At 55.9% G+C, this 4,198-nt stretch carries 5 protein-coding genes; 1 reads left to right on the top strand and 4 read right to left on the bottom strand.

What is annotated here, in order from left to right:
• Positions 1-104: 104 nt before the first annotated feature.
• On the top strand, positions 105-551 hold the full coding sequence (locus tag AC1DRJ_RS20305; protein WP_477803721.1) for a hypothetical protein: 447 nt from the start codon (positions 105-107) through the stop codon (positions 549-551).
• A 342-nt stretch (positions 552-893) separates the two neighbouring features.
• Here AC1DRJ_RS20305 and AC1DRJ_RS20310 read toward each other — a convergent pair whose 3' ends face one another.
• The 4 genes from AC1DRJ_RS20310 to AC1DRJ_RS20325 all read right to left on the bottom strand — a co-directional run bounded on the left by AC1DRJ_RS20310 (position 894) and on the right by AC1DRJ_RS20325 (position 3,985).
• On the bottom strand, positions 894-1,640 hold the full coding sequence (locus AC1DRJ_RS20310) for a S24 family peptidase (RefSeq protein WP_477803722.1): 747 nt from the start codon (positions 1,638-1,640) through the stop codon (positions 894-896).
• 228 nt (positions 1,641-1,868) lie between these two features.
• A complete protein-coding gene (ppa, locus tag AC1DRJ_RS20315; protein ID WP_027924322.1) occupies positions 1,869-2,396 on the bottom strand; it encodes an inorganic diphosphatase in 528 nt (175 codons plus the stop codon).
• A gap of 113 nt (positions 2,397-2,509) precedes the next feature.
• Positions 2,510-3,322, bottom strand: a complete 813-nt coding sequence (locus AC1DRJ_RS20320; protein WP_477803723.1) for a M90 family metallopeptidase — start codon at positions 3,320-3,322, stop codon at positions 2,510-2,512.
• A 6-nt stretch (positions 3,323-3,328) separates the two neighbouring features.
• Complete coding sequence (locus AC1DRJ_RS20325; protein ID WP_477803724.1) at positions 3,329-3,985, bottom strand: DedA family protein; 657 nt, start codon at positions 3,983-3,985, stop codon at positions 3,329-3,331.
• Positions 3,986-4,198: the final 213 nt, after the last annotated feature.

Genomic DNA, 4,198 nt, shown 5'->3' on the forward strand with positions numbered 1-4,198 from the left:
TCGTATGGGGTGCTGCTCCATAAAGTGACGGGGTAGTGYAGCATGATGTTAATGAGCTATATCCACATTTTCCCACGCACTTCTTCCACCAATAGAGGTTGCCAATGAATTACAGCACTCCACTGACAGCACTATTGGTTACCGCAAGTCTCTTAGGCTGTACCAGCTCTTCCAACCAAACGATCAGCGTTCCTTTGAAAGCTACTCAAAAGAATGCCGGGCAGATCGCCAATGCGACGTTGAACGCCGTGGATGGTGAAACCAATTTCGACTTCTATCTTTCCGGTGTTCCAGACGGCACCATTTTGCCCTTGCGCATCTTCACCTTTGTCAATAAAGGCAGTTGCCAACAGCCTGGCCCGGTCGCCTACGACATGAACGACAGGATTACCACTCAACGCGCTACTGAAGCCGGTTGGACTTTTTACCGAAGTGCACCAATTCCGCTTCCAGACCTGTTGTCTGGGAAATACTCCATCCTTGTGCGTACGACTCCTGAGGATGGCAGCGTTGATATTTTTTGCGGGGATGTTGTGCAAGCGGTTCGGTGAAGTGGTCATGGGGATTTGGTGAGGTGTGGGGCGGGATCAGATGCTTTGTGCGAGGCCAGCAATTACATGAATTTCAGGCATTAAAAAGCCGGCTTGTGGCCGGCTTCTCGGGGACTGGCTTGGATCATTTTTGGTAAACCGCGCCAGCCTTCAAAACGTACACCCGGATCTTGCGTTCGGCTGTGGGACTCGGCGAGAAAATCATCTGCCGTGTCGGTGCGATCTGAGCCGCGGGGCGGGTCGATGCGCAAATGTGGGGCGCAGCATACTGATTATTTGGGGAAATTCCCAGTGTGGTGTTCAGGGTGAGCGATTGCGGTGACGTGTAGCAGGGTTGTGTGTTTACAAAAACGGCACCGCCGGCCGGCGTTTGTTAAGCGTCGACCACCAGAACACCCACCCCAATACCCTTATGTTCTGCTTCTCGATCTGCTCGGCACTGAAGATCTCATCCGGGTGCTCGGTTTTGTTGTAGCTGCGCAGCCGCAGTGCATTGCCCGGCATGCGGTGCAGGTATTTGATTCTTAGCATTCCGTCATGATCGATGGCGTAAATCTCCCCATCAATCACCTTGGTCAGCCCACGGTCGATCGCCAGTGTGGAGCCATCTTCAATTCTCGCGCCCATGCTGTTGCCGAGCATGTGAATGCAGAACACATCCGCATGATTGATTTCCAGGGAGTCGAGATGGCTTTTGGGCAGGCGGATGAATTGGCCGGTGTCTTCCACGATGTGGGTTTTGTGGGATCCCGGGGCGATGGGCATTTCTTTGTAGAGGGGCAGTTCGACATCCGTCGGCTCGATGACCGTGTAGATGCCACGAATCGCCTGGGTGTCGAAGGTGTGGCCAGACTCGTCGAGCAGGTGCAGGTGTTTGGCGTCTTCCGGGCCTTCGCCGGTTTTGAGCCAATGGCTGTTTACCGAGAGTAATCTGGCGACCTCTTCCATGCGGTAGGCGGGCACACCGCGGGTGTACCAGTTGTGGATGTTTTGTGCTTCCGTGTCGAAAAAAGCGGCAAATCCTGTCGTCGTGATGTTCRCTTTTTCGAGGAGTGCTTTGAACCGTGGGCCGCTAGTGTTCTTTTTCATAAACACGAGTCTACGGGCGCAGGGCGGGGCTTTGAATAAACGAACCGTTCAAATTTCGAGGGAAATTTACGACTGGATGTAAGACGTATTTGGAACAAATTAAACAGAAAAAAACCGCAGCGACTGAAAGCTAAACACGCTGTTTAAGACGCTTTATCAGCGCCCACAAAAAACCCCGGATCGACCGGGGTTTTTTCAAGGCGTCAATGGCGCGTGGCCACTGGCGTCTTAGCCTTTATAGGCAGCAGCCGACTTGGTGATCGCTTCGCGGGCGGCATCTGCGCCGGCCCAGCCTTCGATCTTCACCCATTTGCCTTTTTCGAGATCTTTGTAGTTCGCGAAGAAGTGCTCGATCTGCTGGATCAGCAGTGGAGGCAGGTCGGTGTATTCCTTCACATCGACGTACAGCTGGGACAGCTTGTCGTGTGGGACTGCGATGACTTTGGCATCGCCGCCGCCGTCGTCGGTCATGTTCAGGATGCCGACCGGACGTGCGCGGATGACCGAGCCTGGAGCAACCGGGTAAGGGGTTACAACCAGCACGTCGAGGGGATCACCGTCGTCAGCCAGGGTGTTCGGGATGTAACCGTAGTTGGCCGGGTAGAACATCGGGGTGGCCATGAAACGGTCAACGAACAGGCAATCGCTGTCTTTGTCGATTTCGTATTTGATCGGCGCGTGGTTGGCCGGAATCTCGATCGCGACGTAGATGTCGTTCGGCAGGTCTTTGCCAGCCGGAATCTTGCTGTAGCTCATTGGGCGGTGCCCCCGTTAGTTGACCAAAGATACTTGGCCGGATTGACCAAAAAGTGGCGGCGATTATAGGCATATTCCGCCGTGGATGCTACGAGCCAACGGTCGTAGAGACCTTAGTCGCGTGCCTGATAGACCGGGTCTGCAGCCAGAAGTTGCCGTAACCGGCTCAGTGGATCCTGCCGGTAGAAAAGCTTGAACTGCTCATAGACCCGTGGGTAGGCCTCGAACAGTAAATCCGGGGCGCTGAAAAAGTATTCGCTGGTGACGGCGAAAAATTCGGCGGGGTTTTCCGCGGCGTAGGGGTCGATCGCGGTTTCAGCGTCTGGATTGCGCTCCAGTTGCTGGTCAAGGTCGTCGTAGGCCTCTTGCATCACTTTGGCCCATTCGCTGACCCGCATGTCGGGGTGCAGCGGCGGCAAGCCGTTGGCGACGCCGTTGAGCATGTCGAGTTTGTGGGCAAGTTCGTGGATGACCAGGTTGTAGCCTTCCCAGCCACCACTGGCCATCACGCCCGGCCAGGCGAGGATGATCGGGCCTTGCTGCCACGCCTCGCCACTGTGTTCGCCGTCCCATTCATGTTCAACGCCGCTGGCGTCGCGATGGCGCTGGGGGCTGAGGAAGTCGTCGGGGTAGAGGATGATTTCGTGGAAACCCTGATACCAGTTCAAGTCGCCCAGATTCAGTAGCGGCAATTGCGCCTGTGCTGCCAGCAACAGGCGCTGCTCCTGGTGCAGTTCGACGCCGGGCAGGGCGGTCAGGTGTTTGTCTTCGAGGAACAGCACGCAGGCTTCGCGCAGCCACTGGTCTTCAGCGGCGCTGATGCCATCGAGAAAGCTCAGGTGATGGCGCACCCGTTGCCACATGTCGTCGGCAATCGGGTGCTTGGCCAAAATGCGTTGGCGGCGCCAGGCGCTAAGCGACCACATCGCGGATCAGCGCGATTGGGCTTTGGACGCGGCGTTGGCGAGGCGGCTACGGACCATGCCAATTAGCATCGGAACCAGCGACAACAGGATGATGCCCACCACCAGCAGTGACAGGTTTTGCTTGATGAACGGTACGTTACCGAAGAAGTAACCGAGGGTCACCAAGCCACCGACCCAAAGGATCGTGCCGATAACGCTGAAGAAAAAGAAACGCKGGTAAGGCATATTGCCGACGCCGGCGACGAACGGTGCAAAAGTGCGGATGATCGGCATGAAGCGCGCCAGCGTTACGGTTTTACCACCGTGCTTGTCATAAAAGTCGTGGGTTTGTTGCAGGTAGTCGCGCCGGAAGATCTTCGAGTCCGGGTTACTGAACAGTTTTTCGCCTGCCGTTCGACCAATCAGGTAGTTGGTGCTGTCGCCGAGAATCGCCGCGAGCATCAACAGGCCGCCCAGCAAGACGGGGTCCATGCCACCACCAGCCGCAACGGCACCGGCGATAAACAGCAGGGAGTCACCCGGCAAGAACGGCATCACCACCAGGCCGGTTTCACAGAAAATCACCAGAAACAGAATGGCGTAGATCCAGGTCCCGTAGTTGGTCACCAGCATGTCGAGGTAAACGTCGAGATGCAGAATAATGTCGATCGGGTTGAAATCCATAGGGGCACCTGTGGTGACGGCCCGACTCTGCAGGCCTGTGCGGATGACTTCGCGTAAGACTACATAGGAGTGTAGTTTTTCTTACAAGTCGGAAAGCGCTGGATTATACGGGCAGAAAGGTGAAAAGGGCGTTCAGTTTGTGGCGGGGGRTGTCGCGGTAGACCGATGGTTAATGCGTTGCTTTTGCAGGAGTGAGCCTGCTCGCGATAGCCT

This window comes from Pseudomonas sp. P5_B2 (genome assembly GCF_056400445.1).

Bases quoted from the DNA above. Each gene is read 5' to 3' on its own strand.
- AC1DRJ_RS20305 (WP_477803721.1), top strand. From the start codon at position 105: ATGAATTACAGCACTCCACTGACAGCACTATTGGTTACCGCAAGTCTC.
- ppa (WP_027924322.1), bottom strand. From the start codon at position 2,396: ATGAGCTACAGCAAGATTCCGGCTGGCAAAGACCTGCCGAACGACATC.
- AC1DRJ_RS20320 (WP_477803723.1), bottom strand. From the start codon at position 3,322: ATGTGGTCGCTTAGCGCCTGGCGCCGCCAACGCATTTTGGCCAAGCAC.